We start from the raw sequence: 26103 nt of genomic DNA on the forward strand, positions 1-26103 counted from the left end.
GATCTTCCTCACGAGACTTCGAGAAAGTGACTCGCGAGTAGGTCGCGAACGCCCTGCCTGGGACTGTTACCGGGATTTTCAGAAACCTGAGGAACCCCTCATATTTATTGTTACCAATTCGTGACCTCCTTGACGGACGGTCGATCCCGTGCGTTCCGGGCCACAATCTGTCGGACTCCCTCGCTACGTTCAGCGCGTCCACACCGGACAACTTCTCGGGGGGAGAAATCATGAAAGACACAGACGTAGTCAGAGCGGCCGAATTCATCGGCGCCGAGCTTCCGCGCGAGGCGTGGCCGCATTGGAATCAGGGATGGCCGCGCGAGTCCGAAGCCGCCCTTCTCGATGCGATCTTCTCGTCGCGCGCCGCCTATGGAACACCGAAGACCGGAGTCCGCGCCGTCGTCGACCGTTGGCGCACACACCGCTCGGTAGCCGCCGACGATCGCCTCGACAGCTTGCCCGCTCTCGCCGCCTTCACCGACCGTGGCGACGAGCTCTCAACGATTCTCGGCAATCGCCAGCGCGTGCCGGGCAACTACTTCACCAAAGCCGAGGGTGCGGCTCGCGCGGCCAAGGCGCTCGTCGAATCCGGTTGCCGGTCCAGTGCCGACGTCGAGGACACCGAAAGCCTCCGTTCGGCAGTTGTCTCCGTTCCGGGGCTCGGCCCCAGGACCTTCGAGACGCTGGTGTTCCTGTCCGGGAAGTTGACGGTAACTTCGATAGATCTACTTGCACGGTTCGCCACCGAAGCAAGCAGTAGCGAGAAATTGTTGTCGAGCACCGACGCAGCCGAGTTGCTCGTTGCGGTTGCCGAACATCTCGATGTCGATGTTCAAACGCTCACCCACGCTGCGTGGCGATATCAACGCACGGCCGAGCAACCTCGCCGGTCGAAGAAATCCACCATGCCGCCCGCAGCGGATCCACTCGCCGAAACGGCCTGAGAGCGGGCGGGCGCATCCCGACCAGGGTGGTGTGCCCGCGAGCGATTCCACTCGCGTATCCTTTGAATTCCGCGCGCGAGTGGCGGAATTGGCAGACGCGCTGGATTTAGGTTCCAGTGTCTCAGGACGTGGGGGTTCAAGTCCCCCCTCGCGCACAACGAAGAGCCCCGCCGGATCTGATCCGGCGGGGCTTTTTCGGTTCTCGTGAGCAAGGTCAGCGCTTTCGATCCTTGACCGGTGGAGTCATGTACGTCGTCCGACTCGGTGTCAGCCCCAGACGGACCGAGCTCTCCAACCAGGTGATCGCCGAGGCCGTCGGATCCACAACCGGAACGTGAATCCCTTTGCCATGCAGCCTGTCTCGGACCGCACTGGTCACACCGAGCATCCCGGTGCAACCGAGAACGACGGAGTCGGCGTCACCGTTCTCCACTGCCGCAGACGCCTGAGCGGCCAGTCGATCGATCAGTTCCTCCCGATCGGTGAGGCCCAGCACCGGCATGTCCACGACTCGAATACTGCCCAGCCGATTGTCCAGCCCATACCGCCGAGTGAGCGATCGGAGCATCGGCACGACGTTCGGCAGGATGGTCACGACACCGACGCGATCGCCCAGACTCATCGCTGTCAGAAATGACGGCTCGAAGCCGCCGACCACCGGTGCGTCGATGACCTCTCGGGCGGCATGCAGTCCGGGATCGGCGAAACATGTGATGAACACACCGTCCACGCCGTCGACTGCCGCTTCCTCGACCCGCTGCACGATCCCGGGGCCGGCAAGTGCCTCGTCGTACTCGGACTCGATGCTCACCGTACCGGTAGGCAGCGAAACGACGTCGACCGTCGTGCCGGGCGCCGCCCAGTGCTCCACCTCGGCTGTCACCGCCGGAGTCAGTGTGGTGTCGATGACCGGGCGAATCACTCTGATGTGCATGAAACACTCCCCTGCTTTCGAATACGCGCCGAGGTTATCGATGCAGCACAGCCGGGAGAATGTGTTCAGAGCCCTGGCGTTGCGGGTGAGGATGGGCATAGCGCACAGGTGCTGTGGAACGGCTTCTACGACACCGTGTCGGAGATCGCAGGGCGAGGCACTATAGCTCTCAGGTACCGTCTTAGTGTGTCCAAGAACGCTACTAAACGCCGACCTGCGCTGATTCTGCTGGTCATCGTGTCAGCTGCCGGCTGCCTCGCGCTCGGCTGGTGGCAGTGGGAGCGCTTCGAAGCCGTCGGAGGCTCGGGACAGAATCTCGGGTACGCGTTCCAGTGGCCGCTGTTCGCGGCGTTTGTCGTGTACGCGTATCGCAAGTTCGTTCAGCTCGAAGACGTGGACCCCGAAGAGGCCGAAGCCGAGGAAGCCGCCGCGGAGCCGCGTGAGATTCCCGCCGACCTCTTGCCGCAACGCCCGCGGGCCGAGTTCGACGATGTGAACCTCGACGTCGACGACCCTGAAGCCCGCCAAATGCTGGAATACAACGACTACCTTGCGCAGCTCGCCGCTCGCGAGTCCGATAGGAGCACGACGTGAGTACCGGTTCGGAAGCGAGCATCGCTACCCCCGCGGTCAACGCAGAAAAGCAGAAGAAGGTTGCGTCGGCGCTGGTCCGATACCGCGTTCTCGCCTGGATCACCGGCCTCTGGCTGCTGTTCCTGACCGGTGAGATGGTCTACAAGTACCTGATTCTCGACAATTCGGCGGACGCACCCTCGTGGTTGTTCTACATCGGCCAGATCCACGGCCTGTTCTACATGCTCTATCTCGTGTTCACGATCGACTTGGCGATCAAGGCCAGGTGGAAGCCCGGTACGACGGTTGCCACCGCGCTCGCCGGCACGATCCCGTTCCTGTCGTTCGTGTTCGAGCACAAGCGAACCGCCCAGGTGAAGCAGGCTTACCAGCTCTGAGAGTTCCGAAAAGTAGAGCCCTGAACGCAGACGCGTTCAGGGCTCTACTTTTCGGATTCGGTTCAGCCGGCCAGTGCCGCCAGAGCCGGAACGAGCTGTACGAGCGCGCGCCCTCGATGTGACGCCGCATCCTTCTCGGCCGGGGTGAGTTCTGCGGCCGAGCGGGTGTCGCCGTCCGGACGGAAGATGGGGTCGTATCCGAAGCCGCCGTCGCCGGCTGGTTCGCGGCCGATCACCCCGCGCCATTCGCCGCGCACGACGGTCTCGTCGCCGCCGGGGATCACCAGTGCACAGGCGGAGACGAACGCCGCGCCTCGACGCTCGTCCGGCACGTCTCCCAGCTGAGCCAGGGCCAGAGCCGTGTTGGCGCCGTCGTTTCCGTGAGTACCCGACCACCGCGCGGACAGCACACCCGGCATACCGTTGAGTGCGTCGATCTCGACACCGGAATCGTCTGCGATGCAGGGCATTCCGGTTGCAGCTGCTCCGTCACGCGCTTTGGCGAGCGCATTCTCCTCGAACGTCGCTCCGGTCTCGGGGGCTTCGGGGAACGGCGGGACCTCGTCGAGCCCGACCAGTTCGATTCCGCTCACTCCGGCGGCGTCGAGCACCCGGTGAAGTTCCTTCAGTTTCTTGGCATTTCGGCTGGCAACCAGTACTCGTACGCTCACAGCTCAGGCACCGAACTTCTTCTTGGGTTCCGGATTCTTCGGTTCGGGTAGCACCCCGGGATACGGCTCGGCCAACGCTTGACGCTGGATCTCGAAAAGTTGCTCACAACCAGCCAGAGCGGAGTCGAGCAGCTTGTCCAGCGTCGAGCGTGGGAAGGTGGCGCCCTCACCGGTTCCCTGAATTTCCACCAGCGTGCCGGTATCGGTGGCCACGACATTCATGTCGACCTCAGCACGCGAATCCTCTTCGTACGGAAGGTCGAGACGCACTCGTCCGTCCACGACGCCGACGCTGACGGCCGCTATGCCACACGAGATGGGCTGTGGGTCGGAGAGCAGGTCGGCTGCGCGCAGGTACGTCACGGCGTCGACCAGGGCCACGTATGCCCCCGTCACTGCCGCGGTGCGAGTGCCACCGTCGGCTTGGAGGACATCACAGTCGAGGGCGATGGTGTTCTCACCGATTGCCGCGAGATCGATGCACGCTCGAAGTGATCGGCCGATGAGTCGACTGATCTCCTGCGTGCGGCCGCCGACCTTGCCCTTGACCGATTCGCGGCCACTGCGTGTGTGCGTGGCGGCGGGAAGCATCGCGTATTCGGCTGTCAGCCAACCCAAGCCGGAGCCCTTGCGCCAGCGGGGTACACCCTCTTCGACGCTGGCCGTGCACATGACGCGAGTGTTCCCGAACTCGACCAGAACGGATCCGGCCGGGTGACTGGTGAACCCGCGGGTGATCTTGACCGTGCGGAGCTCGTCGTCCGCCCTACCGTCTTCTCGTGTAGTCACCTTCGTGAGCCTAGCGGTCGCCCGGTGAGCGCTGCACCGAATGTGAGGGGAATCAGATGTCGTAGACACTTCCGGCGGAGACGGCATGGACCGGTCCGGAGAATTCGGATTTCGCTTCGGCGATCACGTCTTCACGCGATGTCCACGGCGGGATGTGCGTGAGGAGAAGTTCCTTGACGCCGGCGAGCGCAGCCACACGGCCGGCTTCCTTACCGGAGAGGTGAACTCCCTCGGGGCGATCCGGACTGTCGGTCCACGACGCTTCGGAGAGCAACACGTCTGCACCACGCGCGAGTTCGACGACGTTGTCGCACATACCGGTGTCGCCTGTATAGACGAGGACACGGCCGTCGGCGCCGGTGATCCGGAAACCGTAAGCCTCGGGTGGATGATTCATCCGGCGGGCGACGACGCTCAGTTCACCGAACGTCACCGGCTCGTTCTCGGCCCAGAGCCGGACGTCGATGGTGTCGGAGATGTCGTCCATCTCGCCGGCGCACTCGGCGGAGGACACTCCGATGCGGCACGCGGTGTCGGTGGGGCCGTAAACCAGAGCACGGCCGACCGGCGGGTTGGGGTGATAGCGACGCCAGACGAGCAGGCCGGGCATGTCGAGACAGTGGTCCGCATGAAGGTGCGAAAGCAGGATCGTCACCTCGCCCGGATCGGCGTATCGCTGCAACGCCCCAAGAACTCCCGGGCCGAAGTCGATCACGAGCGGCGGAGTTCCCGGTGCCGTGAGCAGGTATCCCGAAGCCGGTGAATCCGGACCCGTGACGCTGCCGGAACACCCCAGGACGGTCATGCGCATACCGGTCATGCTGCCACGTCTACCCGTCTGGGAAAAAGCTCTTGGTGGTTTTGGCGCGTCGAAGTCACACCGCAGTGAGGGTGTGACCCACGTCCGTTCAGAAACTCGGTGGTCGAACGGCCGGCGCCGACCCGGCGCGCTTGGCCCTCTCCCCCGACGTGAGCGCCCAGGCGGCCACCACGCCGCCGATCGCTCCGAACAGATGTCCTTGCCAGGAAACCCGTGGATCGCTCGGCAGAACGCCCCACAGCACTCCGCCGTACACGACGAAGACGGCAACGCCGATCAGGATCTGTGTGAAGCTCCGCGTGAAGAACCCGCGCACCAACAGGTAGGTGACCCAGCCGAAGATCAGCACGGACGCACCGACGTGATTCGAGTTCGAGCCGGCGAACAACCAGGTCCCGACGCCGCCGATCACCCAGATGATGCCGGTCGCCGCGAGTCCTCGCGCAATTCCCGACACCAGCACGAGGTATCCTAGGATCAGCACCGGAATGGTGTTGGCGATCAGATGACCCCAGTCGTCGTGCAGCACCGGGGCGAACAGGATTCCCCACAGGCCGTCGAGCGTGCGCGGGGTGACGCCGGCGTTCTGGACATTCTGACCGGAGATGACATCCACGATCTCGATCACGTAGAGCAGGATCGCGAAGCCGCCCACCAACACGGCCGACTGCTTCCACACCGAGGGCGGACCGGATTTCGGTGCCGGCGTCCGGGTGCCGAAGTCCGGACTGTTGAAATCCATCGTCATCGTGTGCGTCCTCCACCGTCGATCCGGTCTTCTGATCCGGTCACTCGCGACCAGGCTCAATTCGAGATTACCGCCGATTCCAGGAGTGCTGCCTAGAGAAATGCGGACGGGAAGAGTTCGCGGTAGCTCGGGATTCCGGCTACCGACGTGGCGTCGAGAATCGCTGTGACGATCGCACGTTCGACCACCTGGGCCGAAGCCGCGCACACCGCGTCGAGTATCGGCAGATCGTTCGGGAAAGCGTCCGGAACCGTGATCTCCGAATTCGGAGTGTGATCACCGGTGGCGAGCGCAAAGATCGTGTCGCCGTCGAGCGGCGAATGTGCGGGCCGAATCGCTCGGGCCAGGCCGTCATGACCTGCGACGGCGACGCGTCGGCACCCGGCTTTCGTCAAGGCGGCGTCAGTGGCGACCACACCGATCGTGGTGTTGAGGACGGTTCCCTTGGCTGCAACGGCGTTGGCCGCCGCGAGTTCGGACGCGTCGGGGAGCCTGAGGCCGAACGACTCCGCGCCGTCCGAGCCGACGCCCCACGGCAGGCCTGTTCTGGGGTCGAAGACCGAACCCACCGGATTCGCCACGATCAAGGCGGAGACCGTCGCCCCCTCGGCGGGGCCGTCGACGATCACGACGCTGGCCGTTCCCACCCCACCCTTGAGCGCCCCGGCTCTGGCACCTACCCCCGCGCCGACCGTGCCGGTGGCGAATTCGCGCGAAGCAGTGTCGGCAGCGAGGAATCCGAAATCGCCGGTCGGACGAACGGTCCAGTCCCCCACCGGCAGATCGAAGATCACGGCGCCGGGCACGATCGGTACCACCTGGCCGGGAGCGCCCATCGCGATCCCGTGATCGTGTTCCTCGAGCCAGCGCATCACTCCGTCGGCCGCGGCAAGTCCGTAGGCACTACCGCCGGTCAACAGCACGGCATTGACCTGCTGGACCGAATGGCTCGGGTCGAGCAGATCGGTCTCGCGGGTACCCGGACCGCCGCCCCGGACGTCGACTCCGGCGACCACACCGGCCGACGCGAGCACGACCGTGCAGCCGGTGGCTGCGCCGCTTCCGAGAGTGGCTCCCTCGTCGAGCTTGTGGTGATGACCGACGGCGAGGCCGGCGACATCTGTCAGTGAATCAGTGGGCCCGGTCCGCGTTGTGGTCATGGCATGAGCGCCTGGACGAGGGAGTCCTGCATCCACGTCAACCAGTGATAGACGTCGAGATGCGGGGCTCGCGGGTCGTCGGGTTCGAGGCTCTCCGGTGTGTCGGCGTCGATGCCGAGATTGGTTCCGAGCGCGAGACGGACGTCGTTGAGCGAGGACAGCCAGGCGTCGGCCTGTTCCTGCGTGAGAACGACCTTGCCGCCGGCCTCCGGAAGCGAAGCCAACAACATGCGAGCGGACTCACGCTTGGCGTCGATGATCTCGGGTTCGTGCAAACTGCGCAGCGCGCCGTTGACATTGGCGCCGGCGTCGTCGAGATCGTCACTGTCCGGAGCGACCTTGTCCGGATCGGTGCGCTGGAAGTCGGGAAGCAAACGCGCCAACACCGGATTGTCGGGCGGCTCCGAATTTCCGGTACGAAGACCCGTCAGCGCGGCGAGCTCGTCTTGCGGCGCCGAAGACGCGCGCTCGTCGAGAAGCCCGGTCACCGACTCCACGAGCGAGCGCAGAACCGCCGCCTCGTGGCCGTCCATCTCGGATTTGAACTTCACTCCGCCGAGTGAACTCTTCCTACTCCACGTCCGCACGCGTCGGACTCCCGTCTACGAGTTAGGCGAACAAATCGGTCGAAAAAGTGCTTTTCTCAGGTGTCGTCGCGTTGCATCGTGGCCCAGAGACCGGCAGCGTGGAGGCGACGAACATCGGCCTCCATCTTGTCGCGCGAACCGCTCGAGACCACGGCCTTGCCCTCCGAATGGACCTGCATCATCAGGTCGGTGGCCTTGGCTTTGCTGTAGCCGAACAACTTCTGGAACACGTAAGTCACGTAATGCATGAGATTGACCGGGTCGTCCCAGACGATGGTCACCCAGGGCCGATCTGCGGCTTCGATGGTCGCAACAGCCTCCGACTGCTCGGGCGTGGCTTGAGGAGAAGAAGCCGTAGCGCCTCTCATCGTTACGTTCGCCGAGTAAGTGCCGGACACGGTCGCGCCGCCGAAAACCATGTATCCAGGGTACGGCGCGACGAGAGGCGACAACACCCACCCACGTCGTCTCGCGCATAGAGTTGTGTGCGTGCCTACGCAAATTTCCGACATCCGCGACGCCGGTGCCAGCACCGCACTGCTCACCGATCAGTACGAACTGACCATGCTCTCGGCGGCTCTCGCCGACGGATCTGCCTTCCGCAACTGCAGTTTCGAGGTATTTGCACGGCGGCTGCCAGACGGTCGTCGCTACGGCGTCGTCGCCGGTACCGAGCGCCTTCTCGACGCACTCGAGCAGTTCCGGTTCGGTGAACCGGAACTGGCGATCGTTGCAAAATTTCTCGACGACACGACCGTCGAGTGGCTGCGCAACTATCGATTCTCCGGTGACATCGACGGCTACCGCGAGGGAGATTTCTACTTCCCCGGATCACCGATCCTCTCGGTCCGCGGAACGTTCGCCGAGTGCGTCATCCTCGAAACCTTGATTCTCTCGATCCTCAACCACGACAGCGCGATCGCTTCGGCCGCAGCCCGCATGGTGAGCGCAGCGGGCGGTCGACGGATGATCGAGATGGGCTCGCGTCGTACACACGAACAGGCCGCCGTCGCCGCTTCACGTGCCGCGTATCTCGCCGGCTTCGACGCCACCTCCAACCTCGAAGCCGCGCGGCGTCACGACGTACCCAGTGCAGGTACCAGCGCGCACGCCTTCACTCTCCTGCACACCACCGAAGACGGTCCGGACGAGGCAGCGGCATTCCGCGGTCAGGTCGCGGCACTCGGCGTATCCACCACGTTGCTCGTCGATACCTACGACATCACCGAGGGTGTGAAAACGGCTGTCGCCGTTGCCGGTCCCGAGCTGGGCGGGGTTCGCATCGACTCCGGCGATCTCGGCGTTCTTGCTCGTCAGGTACGCCAACAACTCGACGATCTCGGTGCTACCAAAACACGCATCGTCGTCTCCGGCGACCTGGACGAGTACGCGATCGCGGCTCTGCGCGCCGAACCCGTCGACTCGTACGGCGTCGGCACTTCCCTGGTCACCGGATCAGGCGCCCCCACCGCCGGCATGGTCTACAAACTTGTCGAGGTCGACGGAATCGCGGTCGAGAAGAGAAGCACCAACAAGGCATCTCGCGGCGGCGCAAAGAAGGCACTGCGCGTAGTACGTCCGACCGGAACGATCGTCGAAGAAGTCATCTACCCCGCCGGATCACCGTCACCTGTCTCCGAGGCGGACGGCGCGACCGAACTGCTGATCCCGCTGGTTCGCGAAGGCAAGGTCGTCGACAGCGCGCCGACGCTCGAAGAGAGCAGAGCAGTTCTGAAGGCAGGGCTCGTGAGCCTGCCGTGGGAAGGCCTCAAACTCTCGCGCGGAGACTCGGCTGTGCCCGTTCGATTCACCGGAGGTGAGCACCAGTGAGCGCAAAAGCACTGATAATTGTCGACGTTCAGAACGATTTCTGTGAAGGTGGCGCTCTCGCGGTCGACGGCGGCGCTGCGGTTGCGGGAGCCGTCAACGATTTCGTCAACTCCCACGAGTACGACGCCGTAGTCGCGACTCGCGATTTCCACATCGACCCTGGGGCGCACTTCTCCGAGAATCCCGACTTCATCGACAGCTGGCCGGTTCACTGCGTCGTCGGGACAGCCGGCGCCGAGTTCCATCCGGCGTTCGACGCTTCCGTCGCCGGGTCGGCGATCTTCTCCAAGGGCGCCTACAGCGCGGCCTACTCCGGTTTCGAAGGAGCAGCCGAGGACGGAACGACGCTCGAGGACTGGCTCCGCGCCCACGAGATCACCGACGTCGACGTGATCGGAATTGCCACGGATCACTGTGTCAAGGCCACGGCCGTCGATGCCGCGCGCGCGGGGTTCGCCACGACTGTCCTTCTCCCCTTCACCGCTGGTGTGTCGACCGCCACGATCGAGTCGGCATTGGTGCAGATGCGGGAGGCGGGAGTGCAGCTGATCGGGCGAGACGAGGCGTCGCCGGAAGAAGACTCGAATGCCGGTGAACTACCCCGGGAATCATCCGTGGACGTTTCTGACGTAGGGATCCATTAACCTTCGTGGGTGGCCGATCAACTCCCGAACGTTCCCGAACTGCTCCAGACAGCGGTGCGGTCGCTCGGCGGTGCCGAACGAACCAGTCAGCTGACGATGGCGTCCGCCGTGGCGCACTCGATCGACACCGGCGAGCATCTGGCCGTCCAGGCCGGCACCGGTACCGGTAAGTCGCTCGCCTACCTCGTTCCGAGCCTGCGCCACGCGGTCGAATCGGGACGCACCGTGGTCGTGTCCACCGCCACCATCGCGCTGCAGCGTCAGCTCGTCGACCGAGATCTGCCTCGGCTCGCCGATGCCCTGAAGAAGCCACTCGGCCGACGCGCAGAGTTCGCAATCCTCAAGGGCCGCAACAACTACCTGTGCATGAACAAGATCCATACCGGCGCGTCCGAGCAGCCACCCGAGGACGAGTTGTTCGATCCGTTCACGGTCTCGCGTCTCGGCCGGGAGGTCGTCCGCCTCACCGAATGGTCCTCAGACACCGAAACCGGTGATCGGGACGAATTGGTGCCGGGCGTATCCGATCAGGCGTGGCGGCAGGTCAGTGTCACCTCCCGCGAATGCATCGGTAAGAACCAGTGCCCGGTCGGTGAGGACTGCTTCGCCGAGCGCGCCCGAGTCGAGGCGTCGAAGGCCGACGTAGTGGTCACCAACCACGCACTGCTCGCGATCGACGCCATCACCGGCATCCAGATCCTGCCTGACCACGACGTCGTGGTGATCGACGAGGCCCACGAGTTGGTCGACCGCGTCACCGGCGTCGCCACGGCCGATCTCACTCCCGCCTCGATCAGTGCCGCGGCCCGGCGTTGCGGCAAGATCGCCGAAGAACAGGATGCCGATCGCCTCGAAGCTGCCGGCGAGGGGTGGGCTGGACTCCTCGAGGAATTGCGCCCAGGTCGCTGGGAAGGCCTCCCGGACGGGGCGGCACCCGCACTGGCTGCGATCCGCGACGCGGCCTGGTCGCTGCGCACCGCTATCGGTCCGGCCAAACCGGGTATGGCTGCTGCAGATCCCGAAGCCGCTGCGGCCCGCAACGCCGCACTCTCGTCCGTCGACGACGTCCACGACAGTGCAGTGCGTATTCTCACCGCTTTCGACGAACCCGACCCGGCCAAGCGCAAGGACGTCGTCTGGCTGTCCTCGGACGAGTTCCGCGGATCGGTGCGGCGCTCCGTCCGGATGGCTCCGCTCTCGGTCGGCGGATTGCTGCGCTCGCGACTGTTCGCCGAATCCACCGTCGTTCTCACTTCCGCGACACTGACCGTCGGCGGATCGTTCGACGGTCTCGCCGTCAACTGGGGTCTTCCTGCGGAATCGTCCGCGCGCCCCGACTCGGCTACCGCCATCGGCACCGAAGCACCTTCTGACGCTTCGGCTTTCCGCTGGAACTCACTCGACGTCGGGTCGCCCTTCGACCATGCCAAGGCCGGCATCATCTACATTGCCCGCCACCTGCCCACGCCCGGCCGCGACGGCCTCTCCCCTGTCTATCTCGACGAGATCGCCGAACTCGTCGAGGCCGCCGGCGGACGCACCCTCGGCTTGTTCTCCTCGATGCGCGCCGCCAAAGCCGCGTCGGAGGCGATGCGCGAACGCCTCGACACCCCCATCCTGTGCCAGGGCGACGACGCCACCGGCACCCTCGTCAAGGCCTTCGCCAAGGACGAACCCACGTCACTGTTCGGCACGTTGTCCCTGTGGCAGGGCGTCGATGTCCCTGGCCCATCGCTGAGCCTCGTCATCTTGGACCGGATTCCGTTCCCACGCCCGGACGACCCACTGTTGATGGCTCGCCAACAAGCCATCGAATCCCATGGCGGTAACGGCTTTCTCAGCGTCTCGGCCAATCACGCGGCGCTGCTCCTGGCACAGGGCGTGGGTCGCCTGCTTCGAAGCACCGACGACAAGGGCGTGGTGGCCGTGCTCGATCCGCGTCTGGCCACGGCGAGATACGCGGGTTACCTTCGCGCATCACTGCCTCCGTTCTGGGAGACGACCAACCCCGAAGTCGTCCGCAAGGCACTCACCCGCATCCGCGACTCACGTCCCTGACCCAGTTCTCACGCGGGCACAATTCTGCCCCGGTACCGACCGAACGGACCGGGGCAGAATGTATTACGTCAGACGCTCGGAGTGGTCACCAACCCGAGTTCGGAGGCATCGACCAACAACCGGTGATGCGGCAACACCCGCACGGTGTAACCCACGGAGCCGGAGACCGGAAGCGCAACCTCGGCTTCGAAGATCTCGGCACCGTCCTCGGTTCCGAAATGTGTCATCGGGAACGTCACCACGTCGGTGAGTTCCTCGCCTGGGCTGACGCGTCCCAGGACTGCCTGAACCTCCACATCCGAGACCGACAAGCCGCCGAGGCGGACCTTGGCTTTCAAAGAGATGGTCGCACCGATCTCCGGGGTGTCCGGCAGGCCGGAACCGTCAACCTGCTCGACGGCGACCGACGGCCACTGCGACTCGATACGGCGACGGAACTCGGCCACCTCACGCGCGCCGGCAAAATCGTCCGCCACTACCGCTCGAGCTGATTCCGCCGAAGGGGCGTAGTAGTCGACGGCGTAGTCACGAACCATGCGTGATGCCAACACCTTCGGGCCCAGATTCTCGAGGGTGTGGCGAACCCTCTCGACCCAGCGCGTCGGCAGATCGGCTGCATCACGGTCGTAGAACGTCGGCAGTACCGCGTGCTCGAGAAGTTCGTAGAGGGCGCTGGCTTCCAGATCGTCACGCCGCACGTCGTCGAGAACACCGTCGGCCGTCGGAATGGCCCACCCGTTCTCGCCGTCGTACATCTCGTCCCACCATCCGTCGCGAATGGAGAGGTTGAGGCCGCCGTTGAGCGCGGATTTCATGCCGGAAGTACCGCACGCCTCGAGTGGGCGAAGCGGGTTGTTGAGCCACACGTCGCAGCCCCAGTACAGGTAGCGGGCCATCGACATGTCGTAATCAGGCAGGAAGACGATGCGGTGACGCACATCCGCTTCGTCGGCGAACCGCACGACCTGCTGGATGAGTGCCTTACCGCCGTCGTCGGCGGGGTGCGACTTGCCGGCCACCACCAACTGCACCGGACGTTTCTCGTCGAGCAACATCGCACGCAGACGCTCGGGATCACGCAGCATCAGCGTCAACCGCTTGTACGTCGGAACGCGCCTCGCGAATCCGACTGTCAAGACGTTAGGATCGAATACTCCAGTGGTCCAGCCGAGTTCGGCCTCGGTCGCGCCGCGTTCGAGCCAGGACGCTCGGACGCGACGACGAACTTCGTCGACCAACTTGCCGCGCAACGCATTACGTGTTTCCCACAGTTCGGTTGCCGACAACTCGTGCAGGCGCTCCCACCCGCGTGCTTCTTCGAGTTGCTCCTGACCGACGATCCGCCTGGCCACGTCCATCCACTCCGGCGCCGCCCACGTCGGCGCGTGAACACCGTTGGTGACCGAACCGATCGGCACCTCGTCGGCGTCGAAGCCCGGCCAGAGACCGTTGAACATGTCGCGGCTGACGATGCCGTGCAACTTCGAGACGCCGTTGGCTCGCTGGCCCAGGCGAAGACCCATGTGCGCCATGTTGAAGATCGACGGATCGGCTTCACGCCCCATCCCGACGATGCGGTCGACGGTCAGGCCGGGAAGCAGACTCGATTCGTTCTCGCCGTTCGCTCCGCCGAAGTAGTGACGGACCAGATCCGCCGGGAAGCGGTCGATTCCGGCGGGAACCGGAGTGTGCGTCGTGAAGACCGTTCCGGCACGGACCGCGGCCAGAGCCGAATCGAAGTCCAGACCGCTGGTGGTGACAAGTTCCCGAATCCGTTCGATGCCGAGGAATCCGGCATGCCCCTCGTTCATGTGGAACACCTCGGGATCGGGCAATCCGTACGCCGCGGTGTAGGCGCGCACCGCGCGGACGCCGCCGATACCCGCGAGGATCTCCTGCTTGATGCGGTGATCCTGGTCCCCGCCGTAGAGACGGTCCGTGACGCCGCGCAGATCCGCGTCGTTCTCGGCGATGTCGGAATCGAGCAGCAGCAACGGCACTCGTCCGACCTGAGCGATCCACACTCGCGCGCGCAGCACCCGGCCACCGGGCATGGCGACGTGAATGACGACCGGCGATCCGTCTTCGGAAGCCGGGCCTGCGTCCGTCAGCAAACGAAGAGGCAACCCTTGAGGGTCGTGCGGCGGGTAGTGCTCGGCCTGCCAACCGTCGGCGGTCAGCGACTGGCGGAAGTAGCCGGATCGGTAGAGCAGTCCGACGCCGATGAGCGGCAGCCCGAGGTCGGACGCGGCCTTGAGGTGATCGCCCGCCAGGATGCCCAATCCACCGGAGTAGTTGGGCAGAACTTCGCTGACTCCGAACTCCATGGAGAAGTACGCAATTCCGCCGGCTAACGATGTGCCCTTGGCCTGCTGGGATTGGTACCAGCGCGGGGTGCTCAGATAAGCATCGAGATCGGCTGCTGCAGTGTCGAGGTCACCGAGAAATGCCTCGTCACTGCTGAGTTCGTCGAGACGGGTGGGGTCGACTTCCCCGAGCATGCGGACCGGATCGAACTGGACTGCTTGCCAGAGTTCGGGGTCGAGTCGCGAGAACAGATCCTGTGTCTCGGGATGCCACGACCACCGAAGGTTGGTGGACAGGGGGCCGAGCGCGGCGAGGCGCTCCGGAAGGTGGGCTCGGACAGTGAACCGACGCAAGGCTTTCACCCCGCGAACCCTAGTCGAGTTCCTCGCACTCTGTCCGGTGGAACCGAACGCCCGAGCCGACCTGACCACCGACAGACCCGAATTCGTCGTTATCAGCACTCCAGCGCCGCACCCACTACGGTTGAACCCGGCGAAAGAAAGTTTTACCGCGATCCATCACCAGAAATGGAGCTTCCCGTGTCAGGACGCCTCGGTATCGACGACGTGGTACCCGAGATCTCGGGTAACTATCCGGCAAAGGCCGTGGTCGGTGAAGTCTTCCCAGTGCACGCCACCGTGTGGCGAGAAGGCCACGACGCCATTTCCGCCACTCTTGTCGTGCGTGGTCCGCGCGGTACCAAGCCGCTGCGCATTCCGATGGATCCCGGGACCGAACCGGACACCGTCGACGCGGTGTTCACGCCGTCCGCCGAAGGCATGTGGTCGTTCCGGATCGAGGCGTGGAGCGATCCCATCGCCACCTGGAAGCACGCCGTGGAAGCAAAGCTCGCCGTCGGGCAAGGGGCGGCCGAGTTGGCCAACGACCTGGAAATCGGTGCGCGCCTGTTCGAACAGGCCGCGCACGAGGTACCGCGGGGCAACAGGTCCAGGCTCGAGGCCGTCACGGCGTCGCTGCGCAGCGATCAGGCGCTGACTGCTCGCGTCGCGCCGGCCTTCGCCTCCGACGTCGCCGAACTGCTCCGCGCCACTCCGCTCCGTGAACTGGTCACCAAGGGCGAGTCCCACCCCGTCGTCGTCGATCGCAACCGTGCACTGTTCGGATCGTGGTACGAGTTCTTCCCCCGCTCGACGGGCGGTTGGGACGAGAACGGGGTGCCGCAACACGGTACTTTCCGAACCTCGGCCGAAGACCTACCCCGCATCGCCGCAATGGGTTTCGACGTCGTCTACCTTCCGCCGATCCATCCCATCGGCGAGATCAACCGCAAGGGACGCAACAACACTCTCACTCCCGAACCCGGTGACGTCGGCTCGCCGTGGGCCATCGGCTCGGTCGACGGCGGGCACGACGCTGTTCACCCGCAACTCGGCACGCTCAAGGACTTCAAGGCCTTCGTCGCGGCGGCCCGCAAGCTCGATCTCGAAGTGGCACTGGATCTCGCGCTGCAGTGCGCCCCGGATCATCCATGGGCCAAGAAGCATCCGGAGTGGTTCAACGTCCTTCCCGACGGCACCATCGCCTACGCCGAGAACCCGCCCAAGAAGTATCAGGACATCTACCCGATCAACTTCGACACCGATCCTCGCGGTCTGGACAAGGAAATCCTGCGAGTCGTCCGACACTGGATCAGTGCCGGAGTCAAGATCTTCCGGGTCGACAACCCACACACCAAGCCGCCGAACTTCTGGGAGACGCTGATCTCTGAGGTCAAGAAGACCGACCCCGACGTCCTGTTCCTCGCCGAGGCATTCACTCGTCCGGCGCGCATGTACGGCCTTGCCCGGCGCGGGTTCACGCAGTCGTACACGTACTTCACCTGGCGAGTTGCGAAGTGGGAACTCACCGAATTCGGTAACGAGCTGGCGGCGAAGGCCGACGAAGCCCGACCGAACCTCTTCGTGAACACGCCGGACATCCTGCACGAGTCCCTCCAGCACGGTGGGCCCGGAATGTTCGCTCTACGAGCAGCTCTCGCCGCCACCCTGGCGCCGACGTGGGGCGTCTACTCCGGTTACGAACTCTACGAACACCAAGCCGTTCGCCCCGGCAGCGAGGAATACCTCGACTCCGAGAAGTACGAACTTCGGCCGCGCCGTTTCGCCGAAGCAGCAGCGCGAGGCGAATCTCTCGAGCCGTGGATCACCGCACTCAATCGCATCCGGCGTGCACACCCGGCCCTGCAGCAGTTGCGGAACCTGCACTTTCACCACATCGACAACGACGCGTTGATCGCCTACTCGAAGTTCGACGCCTCGACCGGTGACGCCGTCCTGACGGTGATCAACCTCAACCCGTTCGCTGCAGAAGAGGGCACCGTCTGGTTGGACATGCCGGCGCTCGGACGCGAATGGCACGACCACATGACCGTGCTCGACGAGGTAACCGGTGAGCAGTTCAATTGGGGCCAAGCCAATTTCGTCCGCCTCGAGCCCTGGCGTTCGGTGGCGCACATCCTCGCGCTCCCACCCGTTCCGTATCCGGCCCGGATCTCTCTGGCCTACCAAGCACGCAATGCGCACCGCGCAGGTGGAGGCAAGTGATGTCAACCGAGAAGTTCCCTTCGGGTATCGCACCGGACAATCACGATCTGGAGCTGTTGGCGCGCGGTGAACATCACGATCCGCACAGTGTCCTCGGCGCCCATCCCCACGCCGACGGCACCGTTCTGCGAGCGTTGCGTCCCAACGCCGAGTCCGTCAGCGCCGTCATCGGCGGCAAAAACTTTCCTCTCGAACATGTTTCGAACGGAATCTTCGCGGCTCTGGTCCCCTACCCCGACCTGATCGACTATCGCTATTCCGTGACGTACCCGGGTGGACACACGGTTCTCGCAGCCGACCCTTACCGGTTCCTGCCTACTCTCGGTGAACTCGACCTACACCTGTTCGGCGAAGGTCGGCACGAACGACTGTGGGACATCCTCGGTGCACATCCGCGTTCTTACGAGACACCGGATGGACCCGTCGACGGCACCTCGTTCGCCGTCTGGGCTCCGGCCGCCCGCGGCGTGACCGTCGTCGGCGACTTCGACGGGTGGAGTGGGCAATTCGCCCCCATGCGAGTCCTCGGATCCACTGGGGTCTGGGAACTCTTCCTGCCCGACATCGCAGTCGGTTCGCTGTACAAGTTCCGGGTCCACGGCCACGACGGCTCCGTTCGCGACAAGGCCGATCCCATGGCATTCGGTACCGAGGTCCCGCCGGCGACTGCATCGCGAGTGACCACCAGTTCGCATGAGTGGAACGACGCGGCCTGGCTCGAAACCCGCGCCGGTGTCGATCCTTCGCAGTCCCCGATGAGCGTGTACGAGGTGCACCTCGGATCGTGGCGTCCCGGGCTCGACTACCGGCAGATGGCCGAGCAACTCGCCGTCTACGTCACCGAAACCGGATTCACCCACGTCGAACTGCTGCCCGTCTCCGAGCATCCGTTCGGTGGATCGTGGGGATACCAGGTCACCTCGTACTACGCACCGACCTCCCGCTTCGGCACCCCGGACGACTTCCGCTGGTTCGTCGACCACCTGCACGCCGCAGGGATAGGTGTCATCGTCGACTGGGTGCCTGCACACTTCCCCAAAGACGAGTGGGCCCTGGCTCGTTTCGACGGAACTCCCCTGTACGAGCACGCCGATCCGCGTCGCGGCGAGCAGTTGGACTGGGGCACATACGTATTCGACTTCGGTCGCCGCGAGGTCCGAAACTTCCTCGTCGCCAACGCGCTCTTCTGGCTCGAGGAGTTCCACATCGACGGACTGCGCGTCGACGCCGTCGCATCGATGCTGTACCTGGATTACTCACGCCCGGAAGGTGGATGGACTCCCAACATTCACGGCGGCCGCGAGAATCTCGAAGCCGTTGCGTTCCTGCAGGAGATGAACGCCACCGTCCACAAGAACCATCGAGGAGTCGTCACCGTCGCCGAGGAGTCGACGGCGTGGCCCGGAGTCACTCGGGCGACCAATGTCGGCGGCCTCGGATTCAACATGAAGTGGAACATGGGGTGGATGCACGACACCCTCGGGTTCCTCGGTCACGACCCGGTACACCGGACCTACCACCATCACGAGATCACGTTCTCACTGATGTACGCGTGGAGTGAGAACTACCTGCTACCGATCAGCCATGACGAAGTGGTGCACGGCAAAGGAACTCTGTGGACCCGGATGCCCGGGAACGACTTCGCCAAGGCGTCCGGCCTGCGCTCACTGCTTGCATACATGTGGGCGCATCCAGGCAAGCAACTGCTGTTCATGGGACAGGAATTCGGTCAGAGTGCGGAATGGTCGGAAGAACGCGGCCTCGACTGGTGGCAGCTCGACGATCAGTACACCGGCACTCTCCATCGCGGCGTCCAGCGACTGGTCGGCGATCTCAACTCCGCGTACCGACGTCATCCGGCCATGTGGACCCTCGACACCTCGCCCGGTGGATACTCCTGGATCGACGCCAACGACACCGAGAACAACGTCCTCAGTTTTCTGCGTTACGGTACTGACGGTTCGATTGTCGCCTGCCTGTTCAACTTCTCGGGCAGTGAGCACTCGAGCTACCGCGTCGGGCTACCAGAGCCCGGCCGATGGGTGGAAATTCTCAACACCGATGCCGAGGTGTACGGCGGCTCCGGAGTCGGGAACCTCGGAGCGGTCACAGCAACGTCGCATTCGTGGCACGGTCGGCCAGCCTCCGCACAGGTGGCGCTGCCAGCTGCTGGAGCGATTTGGATAAGTCTGGAGCGTTGATGGTCGGCCGGCGAGTAGTCATTGTCACGTCGTCACTGTTGGCAGTGGCAGCACTGCTCGCCGGTTGTGCCCAGGGAACGAGTGGCCACGCCGTCTCGATTTATCACGATCCCTTCCGCGTCGCCGGACTCGACGCAACGGCAGGACCAAGTGGGTTGCGTCCGGGAGCCCCCAACGCCGACCGAGCAATCACCGGCACCGACGGCGGGGACATCGACGCGCTGGCAGCCAACGCCATCACAGACATCGAAACCTACTGGGCCGCCGAGTACCCGGCTCTGTTCGACAAGCCCTTCGAACCGGTCGACGAGCTGATCTCGTGGGACCCCACCGAATCGAACGGCCCGGACTTCTGTGAGGAGACCACCGAAGAACTCATCAACGCCGGGTACTGCAGCATCGATCACACCATCGGTTGGGATCGTGAATTGCTGCTGCCCGAGGTGCGGGAGAAGTTCGGTGATGTGGCCGTCGCGTTCATCTTTGCGCACGAGTACGGCCATGCCGTTCAACGCAAGGCCGGGATCGTCGGCGGTAAACGAGACGCAGCCCTGGTGCGCGAACAGCAAGCCGACTGTTTCGGTGGCGCCTTCTTGCGGCACGTCGCCGAGGACAAGGCCGCGCACTTCACGATGAACACCTCCGACGGACTCAACAAGGTGTTGGCGTCGGCGGTCGCCATCCGCGACGAAGACCCTAATGATCCTGAGAGCCACCATGGTTCGGCGTTCGAGCGCGTCACCGCCACTCAGATCGGCTTCACCGACGGCGCCGGTGCGTGCGCGAAGATGGACGCCGACGAAATCGAGTCACGACGTGCAGACCTCCCGCAGCAGTTCGCCGAAGGCAACGATTCCGGAGAACTGCCCGTCACCGAGGCAACTCTCGACGAGTTCGTGAAGACCTTCCAAGCGATCTTCGATCTACCCGAGCCGCCGAAGGTCGTGTTCACCGGCGCAGACACCGGGTGCAGCGATGCCGTTGCGACCGAACCCGTCTCGTACTGCCCGTCGACGAACACCATCGGAATCAGCGTCGACGACCTTGCCGAGCGCGGCACGCCGGGTCGCGTCGGGCGACGCGAGTTGATCCAGACCAACATCACCGGTGACTACAACGCCTATGTCCTGCTCGCGTCGAGGTACACCCTCGCGATGCAGAAGGAGAACGGCCAATCGCTCGACACTCCGCAGACTGCCCTGCGCGCCGCCTGCCTGTCCGGCGTCATCACCGCAGCGCTCAGTCCCACCAACGCCGCGGCGTCCGGAGCACAGGTCACACTCTCCCCCGGCGACCTCGACGAAGCCGTATCGGGGCTGCTGACCGACGGCCTGGCTGCCAGTGACGTCAACGGTGAGACGGTTCCGAGCGGGTTCGCACGTGTCGACGCGTTCCGAACCGGCGTTCTCGGTGGCCGGGAAGTGTGCGACAGCCGCTACACGGAGTAGCGACTGCCGGTCCACACGTCAGTAGAGAGCGGAAGCCAACTTACGACGGGCCGCGATGACGATCGGTTCTGCCGGGTCGAACAGTTCGAACAGTTCGAGCAGGCGCGTCCGAGCGGCAGCCTTGTCGTCGCCGGCAGTTCGCGAGACCACCGAGATCAAGCGCGCGAACGACGCCTCGGGTTGCTGGGCGAACATTTCCAGGTCGGCCGCAGCGAACTGCAGTTCGAGATCGGACGGATCAGCATCCGCGGCCGCAATCGACTCGGGATCGACACCCTGAACCCGAGCCATGAACTTCACCTGGCGGACAGCGCTCTTGGCCTCCGCATTGTTGGGTTCGGCGTCGAGAATTTCCTGGTACGCAGCGATGGCGGCGTCGAGATCGCCCTCGTCCAGCGCGGTTTCAGCGGCCACGAAGCGAGGATCCTCGACCTCCTCCACCGGTTCGTCCGCGTCGGAGACCGGCCCACTCAACTTGCCCTCGACAGCTTGGAGGACTGCGTCGAACCACTGGCTGAGCTGCGCCTCCGGCTGAGCGCCCTGGAAATCGGCCAACGGCTGACCGGCCGCGACGGCAACAACCGTCGGCACCGACTGGACGCCGAAAGCCTGCGCGATGCGAGGACTCACGTCGACGTCGACGTTGGCAAGAATCCACTTGCCGCCGGCTCGCGCTGCAAATGATTCGAGAACTTCGGTGAATACGACCGAGGGCTCGTATGCGCGGCCACCGATGTTGACGATCACCGGCACCTGGCTCGACTTCAGCAGGACTTCGCTTTCGAAGTTCTCCTCGGTCACCTCGATCACTGCCCCGGAGACAGCAGAAACGGCCCCGTCGCCGCTGGTGTTACGCGGCGGTGGTGGGGCCGTGGCCCGCTCTTTGAAGGCGGACAAGTCGACTGCGCCGCTCATGGCGGCAGCAACTGCGGACGAACGCGCGGGGGGCCTGGAACCTGGTCGAGTCACGGCTCCCAGTTTGTCACGAGTTGCGAGAAGCTACGTAGAGGGATGCAGCACTCAGACGAGCGCCGCGTTGCCCTTGGACGCCTCGAACTCCGTGGACAGCTCACCGAGCTTGCCGTTTCGCACTGCCCAGCGTTCGAAGATGACGGTGCCGAAGGGCGGAACGCTCGAGATCAGCGCAAGGATCGTGGTCTTGACGTCCCACTTGAGCGACCACGCGGTCAGGAGTGCAACAACGATGAACACCAGGAAGCCGGCGGTTCCGTGGACCATTCCGGGGATGCGAATCGCTTCTTCGTGTCCGAGGACCCACTTGAAGAACATGGCAACCAGCAAGGCCGCCCAGGTCACAGCTTCCCACCACGCCACCACACGGAAGCGTTTCGCGGGAGTGGATACGTCAAAGATGTTCGCCATGAGGCCATTGTGCCCGAACAACTACGACGCCCCGTAGTTGTGTGAGCAAAACCACGGGGCGTCGCAGAGCGAGAGCGCTCGTTCAGGTGTATTTAGACACTCAGGCCTTGGGGACGCGGACGATGAGTGCGTCGCCTTGTCCGCCGCCGCCGCAGAGTGCGGCTGCGCCGATGCCGCCGCCGCGGCGTTGCAGTTCGAGGGCGAGGTGCAGGGCGATGCGGGCGCCGGACATGCCGAGGGGGTGGCCGACGGCGATGGCGCCGCCGTTGACGTTGACCTTGGCGGGGTCGAGGCCGAGTTCGCGGGTGGAGGCGATCCCGACGGCGGCGAATGCTTCGTTGATTTCGACGAGGTCGAGGTCGGTGGGGTCGATGCCTTCCTTCGCGCAGGCTTTGGCGATGGCCCGGGCGGGTTGGGACTGGAGGGTGGAGTCGGGTCCGGCGACGACGCCGTGGGCGCCGATTTCCGCGATCCAGGTCAGGCCGAGTTCTTCGGCTTTGGTTTTGCTCATCACGATCACGGCGGCGGCGCCGTCGGAGATCGGGGAGGCGGAGCCGGCGGTGATGGTGCCGTCCTTGCTGAACGCGGGACGCAGTTTGCCGAGGGATTCGGTGGTGGTGTCGGCGCGGATGCCTTCGTCCTGGGCGAAGACGATGGGCTCGCCCTTGCGTTGGGGGATGGAGACGGGGACGACTTCGTTGTCGAAGAGGCCGTCTTTCCAGGCGCGGGCCGCGTTCTGGTGTGAGGCGGCGGCGAAGGCGTCCTGCTCGGCGCGGGTGATGTGGGCGGTTTCTTGTTGGTTGACTTGTTCGGTGAGCAGGCCCATGGCCTGGTCGGTGAAGATGTCGTGGAGGCCGTCGTAGGCCATGTGGTCGCGGAGGGTGACGTCGCCGTATTTGAAGCCTTCGCGGCTTTTTTCGAGCATGTGGGGTGCGCGGGACATCGATTCCTGCCCGCCGGCGACGACGATGTCGAATTCGCCGGCGCGGATGAGTTGGTCGGCGAGGGCGATGGCGTCGATGCCGGAGAGGCACACTTTGTTGATGCTCAGGGCGGGGACGTTCATGGGGATGCCGGCGGCGACGGCGGCTTGGCGGGCGGGCATCTGGCCGGCGCCGGCGGTGAGGACCTGTCCCATGATGACGTAGTCGACCTGTTCGGGGGCGACTGAGGACTTGTCGAGGGCGCCTTTGATGGCGATGCCGCCGAGGTCGGACCCGGAGAGGTCTTTCAACGATCCGAGGAGTCGACCCATCGGGGTACGAGCTCCCGCAACAATCACAGAACTGGTCACGATTTCCTCCGGCTGCAAAAGAGAGATAGTCGTCGGTTCCGTGCGGCCTAAGAGCCAAGTCACATCCCGACGTGTACTCCTCAAACGGTAGCGCTACCGTGAAAGGTATGACACAGACCTCCCCCAGTTCTGCACTCGCACCTTTGTCGTCCGACCTCGTCGTCGCGATCGATCACGTCGGAATCGCGGTGCCCGATCTCGACGTGGCAATCGCGTGGTACACGCAGCACCTGGGCATGGTGTCGACCCACGAGGAAATCAACGAATCGCAGGGCGTGCGTGAGGCCATGCTCTCCGTCGTCGGCTCCCCCGCCGGATCCACTGCCGTTCAGCTGCTCGCGCCTCTGGACGAGAATTCGACCATCGCCAAGTTCATCGACCGAAGCGGCCCCGGACTCCAGCAGCTCGCCTACCGGGTCACCGACATCGACGCCATCTCCGCCGAGCTTCGCGACCGCGGGGTTCGGTTGCTGTACGACGCTCCCCGACGCGGTACGGCCAACTCGCGCATCAACTTCATCCACCCGAAGGACGCCGGCGGCGTCCTGGTGGAACTGGTCGAACCCGACGCGAGCCACTAGCAGACCCGACTCCAGCTCGTATGCCAGGTAGATTGTCGCCATGGCATACGAGCAGGACCGCGGTTCGATCCAACTTCCGTTCCAGATCGCACGGAAGGGATACGACCGCGACGAGGTACGTAACTACTTCGAGCGATTCGACGCGGAGCTGCGAGTTACCGCGGCAGATCGTGATGCTGCCGCTGCGCAGGCCCGTGACCTCGCCAAGCAGCTCGACGATGCACGCGACGACATCGACGACCTCCGCAAGGACGTCGACCGCCTCTCGGTACCGCCCACCACTGCGGAGGGCATGAGCGATCGCATCAGCCGCATGCTGCGCCTTGCCTCCGACGAGGCCTCGGAGGTGCGCGCGAAGGCCGAGGCCGACGCAGCCGAGATGACCTCCATCGCCGAACAGGACGGCGCCCGCCTTCGTGGTCACTACGAGTCGCTGATCGCCGAACTCGAGGACCGTCGCAACGCGATGGAAACCATGCACGAGCAGACCATGGCGCAGGCCCGTACCGAAGCCGCCCGGATCGTCGAAGCCGCGCAGGCCGAGCGGGATCGACTGGCTGCCGAGTCCGAGGCCAAGCGCACTCAGATCCGCGAAGACTTCGACATCTCGATGTCGGAGCGCCGCGCCAAGGTCGTCGCCGCCGTCAACGAGCTGGAGTCATCGAGCAAAGCAGAGGCCGAGCGTCGACTCGCCGATGCGTCGCACGAGGCTCAGCGCAGGCTGCAGGCCGCCACTGATCAGTCCGAGCGCAAGATCGCTCACGCGAAGGAACTCACCGAAGAACTGCGCGTTCTCCGTGGCCGAATCCTGGCTCAGCTCTTGGGTATTCGCGGACAACTCGATTCGGTTCCGGCTATGCTCGCATCGGTCAACCGGGAGAGCGAACTCCTCGATGCACCGCCCGCTCCGGTCATCGTCGAAGCCGAGGAAGATCTCGAGATCGAAGACAAGAAGGCCGACGCAGATAAGGTCGACGCAGAACCGGTCAAATCAGAACCGAGTATCGACGAAGACGACGTTCTCGAGGACTCGGACGAGACGAACACCGCCGAGATCGACACCCGCGCCGTCGAGCAGCGAGCCCAGTCCAGGAACTGATCGACGCTCAGGACCACCGTCTGGTCAGGCTGCGCGTACCGCGGCCTGACCAGCATCCGGTATGCCAGTGTCGACGCTCGTTCGCGCCGCCCGGTTCCGAAGGCCACGTCACCACGTGAGCGACGCCGGGTCTGATGTCGTGATCACAACCGGGGCATCGATAGAACTTCGTCGCGTTGAAGCCGGGTATCGGCCTCACCATGTACATTTCACCGCCCGGCCCGGGTTCCTCCCGGACCAGCGCCCCGCCGAACAACACACCGCTTGGTGACGCCGACTCCGCGCTCGAATCCCGAGCACGCCGAGTATCCGTTCGACGGGTTTGCTTCGGCGAAGGTTTGCGGCGCGGCATGGTTCGAGTCTAAACAGCGTCAGAAGAGACGGAACTCGGTGCTTTCGGTGCCCCGCAAGGCCTCGTAGTCAAGGACCAGGCAACGGATCCCACGGTCGTTGGCCAAAGTCTTTGCCTGCGGCTTGATCTGTTGCGCTGCAAAAACTCCCGTGACCGGCGCGAGCAGCGGATCGCGGTTGAGCAATTCGAGGTAGCGCGTCAACTGCTCGACGCCGTCGATCTCGCCGCGACGCTTGATCTCCACCGCCACCGATGCACCGTCCGCGTCTCGGACCAGAAGGTCGACCGGCCCGATGGCCGTCATGTACTCACGTCGCACCAACGTGTAGCCGGGGCCGAGCGTCTCGACATGCTCCGCCAGAAGTTCTTGAAGGTGTGCCTCGACACCGTCCTTGATCAATCCCGGATCGAGACCGAGTTCATACGACGAATCGTGCTCGACCTCTTCCAGAGTGATCCGCAGTTCCTCGCCCGCCTTGTTGGTGACGACCCACAGGATGTCGTCGCTGTCCCCGGTGGTCTCGACCAACCAGCACGGCGGACTCATCCAGTTGAGCGGCTTGTACGCCCGATCGTCGGCATGGATACTGACCGAGCCGTCGGCTTTGACCAACAGCAGTCGTCTTGCGGTAGGGAGGTGGGAGGTCAGGCGTCCCACATAGTCGACACGGCAACGAGCAATAACTAGGCGCACCGGACCACCCTAAGCGATCAT

At 64.4% G+C, this 26103-nt stretch carries 25 protein-coding genes and 1 tRNA gene; 12 read left to right on the forward strand and 14 right to left on the reverse strand.

Going from position 1 to position 26103, the window contains the following annotated elements:
• The first annotated feature begins 230 nt into the window (after positions 1-230).
• Both BH682_RS18685 and BH682_RS18690 read left to right on the forward strand, forming a co-directional pair.
• Positions 231-947: a hypothetical protein gene (locus BH682_RS18685; RefSeq protein ID WP_075833696.1), complete on the forward strand. Its 717-nt coding sequence runs from the start codon at positions 231-233 to the stop codon at positions 945-947.
• Positions 948-1020: 73 nt separating this feature from the next.
• Positions 1021-1102 (forward strand) — tRNA-Leu (locus tag BH682_RS18690).
• Positions 1103-1161: 59 nt separating this feature from the next.
• Here the strand turns inward: BH682_RS18690 and BH682_RS18695 are convergent.
• On the reverse strand, positions 1162-1881 hold the full coding sequence (locus tag BH682_RS18695) for an aspartate/glutamate racemase family protein (protein ID WP_075833698.1): 720 nt from the start codon (positions 1879-1881) through the stop codon (positions 1162-1164).
• Positions 1882-2067: 186 nt separating this feature from the next.
• Between BH682_RS18695 and BH682_RS18700 the strand changes: the two genes are divergently transcribed.
• The gene (locus BH682_RS18700; protein ID WP_020970031.1) at positions 2068-2475 is read left to right on the forward strand and encodes a hypothetical protein; all 408 of its coding nucleotides are present in this window, start codon (positions 2068-2070) and stop codon (positions 2473-2475) included.
• The gene (locus BH682_RS18705) at positions 2472-2852 is read left to right on the forward strand and encodes a DUF3817 domain-containing protein (RefSeq protein ID WP_003945334.1); all 381 of its coding nucleotides are present in this window, start codon (positions 2472-2474) and stop codon (positions 2850-2852) included. The genes BH682_RS18700 and BH682_RS18705 overlap by 4 nt, the downstream gene beginning before the upstream one ends.
• A gap of 62 nt (positions 2853-2914) precedes the next feature.
• On the opposite strand, the gene rdgB is transcribed toward BH682_RS18705, so the two are convergent.
• The 7 genes from rdgB to clpS all read right to left on the reverse strand — a co-directional run bounded on the left by rdgB (position 2915) and on the right by clpS (position 7995).
• On the reverse strand, positions 2915-3523 hold the full coding sequence (gene rdgB, locus BH682_RS18710) for an RdgB/HAM1 family non-canonical purine NTP pyrophosphatase (protein ID WP_075833700.1): 609 nt from the start codon (positions 3521-3523) through the stop codon (positions 2915-2917).
• Positions 3524-3526: 3 nt separating this feature from the next.
• On the reverse strand, positions 3527-4312 hold the full coding sequence (gene rph / locus BH682_RS18715; protein WP_003945332.1) for a ribonuclease PH: 786 nt from the start codon (positions 4310-4312) through the stop codon (positions 3527-3529).
• 52 nt (positions 4313-4364) lie between these two features.
• Positions 4365-5123, reverse strand: a complete 759-nt coding sequence (locus BH682_RS18720; protein WP_007733274.1) for a cyclic nucleotide-degrading phosphodiesterase — start codon at positions 5121-5123, stop codon at positions 4365-4367.
• A gap of 97 nt (positions 5124-5220) precedes the next feature.
• Positions 5221-5880 (reverse strand): rhomboid family intramembrane serine protease, encoded by a 660-nt coding sequence (locus tag BH682_RS18725; protein WP_007733273.1) that lies wholly within the window; start codon positions 5878-5880, stop codon positions 5221-5223.
• Positions 5881-5972: 92 nt separating this feature from the next.
• On the reverse strand, positions 5973-7040 hold the full coding sequence (locus BH682_RS18730) for a P1 family peptidase (RefSeq protein ID WP_075833702.1): 1068 nt from the start codon (positions 7038-7040) through the stop codon (positions 5973-5975).
• The gene (gene aosR / locus BH682_RS18735) at positions 7037-7627 is read right to left on the reverse strand and encodes an oxidative stress transcriptional regulator AosR (protein ID WP_042925785.1); all 591 of its coding nucleotides are present in this window, start codon (positions 7625-7627) and stop codon (positions 7037-7039) included. Before aosR ends, BH682_RS18730 begins: the two co-directional genes overlap by 4 nt.
• A gap of 56 nt (positions 7628-7683) precedes the next feature.
• Positions 7684-7995, reverse strand: coding sequence for an ATP-dependent Clp protease adapter ClpS (gene clpS, locus BH682_RS18740; protein WP_029255695.1), 312 nt, complete (start codon positions 7993-7995; stop codon positions 7684-7686).
• 121 nt (positions 7996-8116) lie between these two features.
• Between clpS and BH682_RS18745 the strand changes: the two genes are divergently transcribed.
• The 3 genes from BH682_RS18745 to BH682_RS18755 are packed head-to-tail and all read left to right on the forward strand — an operon-like array spanning position 8117 to position 12159.
• Positions 8117-9457, forward strand: a complete 1341-nt coding sequence (locus BH682_RS18745; protein ID WP_030537905.1) for a nicotinate phosphoribosyltransferase — start codon at positions 8117-8119, stop codon at positions 9455-9457.
• Positions 9454-10101 carry a nicotinamidase gene (locus BH682_RS18750; RefSeq protein WP_063316261.1) on the forward strand — a complete coding sequence of 216 codons (648 nt, stop codon included), beginning with the start codon at positions 9454-9456 and terminating at the stop codon, positions 10099-10101. Before BH682_RS18745 ends, BH682_RS18750 begins: the two co-directional genes overlap by 4 nt.
• Positions 10102-10110: 9 nt before the next feature.
• Positions 10111-12159 carry an ATP-dependent DNA helicase gene (locus BH682_RS18755; RefSeq protein WP_075833704.1) on the forward strand — a complete coding sequence of 683 codons (2049 nt, stop codon included), beginning with the start codon at positions 10111-10113 and terminating at the stop codon, positions 12157-12159.
• 68 nt (positions 12160-12227) lie between these two features.
• Here BH682_RS18755 and glgP read toward each other — a convergent pair whose 3' ends face one another.
• Positions 12228-14828, reverse strand: a complete 2601-nt coding sequence (glgP, locus tag BH682_RS18760; protein WP_030537902.1) for an alpha-glucan family phosphorylase — start codon at positions 14826-14828, stop codon at positions 12228-12230.
• A 177-nt stretch (positions 14829-15005) separates the two neighbouring features.
• Between glgP and BH682_RS18765 the strand changes: the two genes are divergently transcribed.
• The 3 genes from BH682_RS18765 to BH682_RS18775 are packed head-to-tail and all read left to right on the forward strand — an operon-like array spanning position 15006 to position 20679.
• Positions 15006-17030: an alpha-1,4-glucan--maltose-1-phosphate maltosyltransferase gene (locus tag BH682_RS18765; protein ID WP_030537901.1), complete on the forward strand. Its 2025-nt coding sequence runs from the start codon at positions 15006-15008 to the stop codon at positions 17028-17030.
• On the forward strand, positions 17030-19231 hold the full coding sequence (gene glgB / locus BH682_RS18770) for a 1,4-alpha-glucan branching protein GlgB (RefSeq protein ID WP_003945366.1): 2202 nt from the start codon (positions 17030-17032) through the stop codon (positions 19229-19231). Before BH682_RS18765 ends, glgB begins: the two co-directional genes overlap by 1 nt.
• Positions 19231-20679 (forward strand): neutral zinc metallopeptidase, encoded by a 1449-nt coding sequence (locus BH682_RS18775; RefSeq protein WP_058038867.1) that lies wholly within the window; start codon positions 19231-19233, stop codon positions 20677-20679. Before glgB ends, BH682_RS18775 begins: the two co-directional genes overlap by 1 nt.
• Positions 20680-20697: 18 nt before the next feature.
• Here BH682_RS18775 and BH682_RS18780 read toward each other — a convergent pair whose 3' ends face one another.
• The 3 genes from BH682_RS18780 to BH682_RS18790 form a co-directional block, all read right to left on the reverse strand.
• A complete protein-coding gene (locus BH682_RS18780; RefSeq protein ID WP_030537899.1) occupies positions 20698-21594 on the reverse strand; it encodes a tetratricopeptide repeat protein in 897 nt (298 codons plus the stop codon).
• Between the two features lie 105 nt (positions 21595-21699).
• Complete coding sequence (locus BH682_RS18785) at positions 21700-22062, reverse strand: DUF3817 domain-containing protein (RefSeq protein ID WP_075833706.1); 363 nt, start codon at positions 22060-22062, stop codon at positions 21700-21702.
• A gap of 100 nt (positions 22063-22162) precedes the next feature.
• Positions 22163-23356, reverse strand: coding sequence for an acetyl-CoA C-acetyltransferase (locus BH682_RS18790; RefSeq protein WP_007733254.1), 1194 nt, complete (start codon positions 23354-23356; stop codon positions 22163-22165).
• Positions 23357-23463: 107 nt separating this feature from the next.
• On the opposite strand from BH682_RS18790, the gene mce reads away from it, so the two are divergent.
• Both mce and BH682_RS18800 read left to right on the forward strand, forming a co-directional pair.
• On the forward strand, positions 23464-23937 hold the full coding sequence (gene mce, locus BH682_RS18795; RefSeq protein WP_037131968.1) for a methylmalonyl-CoA epimerase: 474 nt from the start codon (positions 23464-23466) through the stop codon (positions 23935-23937).
• A gap of 40 nt (positions 23938-23977) precedes the next feature.
• Positions 23978-25036: a hypothetical protein gene (locus BH682_RS18800; protein ID WP_003945156.1), complete on the forward strand. Its 1059-nt coding sequence runs from the start codon at positions 23978-23980 to the stop codon at positions 25034-25036.
• 7 nt (positions 25037-25043) lie between these two features.
• Here the strand turns inward: BH682_RS18800 and BH682_RS36745 are convergent, their stop codons facing one another.
• On the reverse strand, positions 25044-25388 hold the full coding sequence (locus BH682_RS36745; RefSeq protein WP_075833708.1) for an ATP/GTP-binding protein: 345 nt from the start codon (positions 25386-25388) through the stop codon (positions 25044-25046).
• Between the two features lie 19 nt (positions 25389-25407).
• Positions 25408-26082, reverse strand: coding sequence for an endonuclease NucS (gene nucS, locus BH682_RS18810; protein WP_003945160.1), 675 nt, complete (start codon positions 26080-26082; stop codon positions 25408-25410).
• Between the last annotated feature and the right edge of the window lie 21 nt (positions 26083-26103).

Origin of the sequence: Rhodococcus sp. YL-1 (genome assembly GCF_001942025.1) — a bacterium.
Lineage (GTDB): Bacteria > Actinomycetota > Actinomycetes > Mycobacteriales > Mycobacteriaceae > Rhodococcus_F > Rhodococcus_F qingshengii.